Below are 933 nucleotides of genomic sequence, written 5' to 3'. Positions count from 1 at the left end.
GAGAATCATCGCCTCAAACGCCTGGTGGCAGATCTGAGTCTGGACAAGGAAATGTTGCAGGATGTCATCCGAAAAAAGTTCTGAGGCCGCTCCAGAAGCGTGAGGCGGTGGAATATCTGCTGGCGGCATACCGAATCGGTGTACGCAGGGGGTGCAGTCTAATGATGCAGAGTCGCACAGTGTATCATTACCGCAGTCGTCGGGATGATCGCGCGATCACACAGCGAATAAGAGAGATTGCTGAAACCCGGATCCGTTACGGCTACGAGCGTATTCATATTCTTCTGCGCCGTGAAGGTTGGTTGATTAACCGTAAGAAAACACACCGTATTTACTGCCTTGAGGGTCTCAATCTGCGCTCGAAGCGCCCTCACCGACATGTGACGGCCAGACACAGGAAAGGAAGGCCGCAGGTACTTGCTGCAGATCAGTGCTGGAGCATGGATTTCGTTGCTGATAATCTGTTCAACGGGCGTCGGATCCGGGCGCTAACTATAGTGGATAATTTTAGCCGGGAATGTCTGGCGATCGAGGTCGGACAGGGGTTACGCGGCGAGGATGTGGTGGCTGTCATGGAACGATTGAAAGGGTCACTGGGGCGAGTCCCGCAAAGGCTGCAGACGGACAATGGCAGCGAATTTATCTCGAAATCGATGGACCGGTGGGCGTATGAAAATCAGGTAACGATGGACTTCTCACGCCCCGGAAAGCCTACAGATAATGCCTTTATCGAGTCATTTAATGGAAGCCTGAGAGATGAATGTCTGAATGTCCATTGGTTCTTATCTCTGGAAGATGCTCAGAAAAAAATTGAACACTGGCGGCAGGAATATAACCATTTTCGTCCGCATTCTTCGTTAAATAACCTGACTCCGGCAGAATTTGCACGAAGTCATCAAAAAGGCCCAGATCTCTGATTTAGCCTGGTACGGA

Annotated in this window: 1 pseudogene; it reads left to right on the top strand. The window is 50.9% G+C overall.

The window, feature by feature from the left end:
* A pseudogene (locus tag GTPT_RS16555) lies at nucleotides 1-917 on the top strand (IS3 family transposase); the annotation flags it as partial.
* Between the last annotated feature and the right edge of the window lie 16 nt (nucleotides 918-933).

Origin of the sequence: Tatumella ptyseos ATCC 33301, assembly GCF_000735525.1 — a bacterium.
GTDB lineage: Bacteria > Pseudomonadota > Gammaproteobacteria > Enterobacterales > Enterobacteriaceae > Tatumella > Tatumella ptyseos.
The sequence above is the reverse complement of the archived record's forward strand: the minus strand, read 5'-3'. Positions and strand labels throughout refer to the sequence as shown.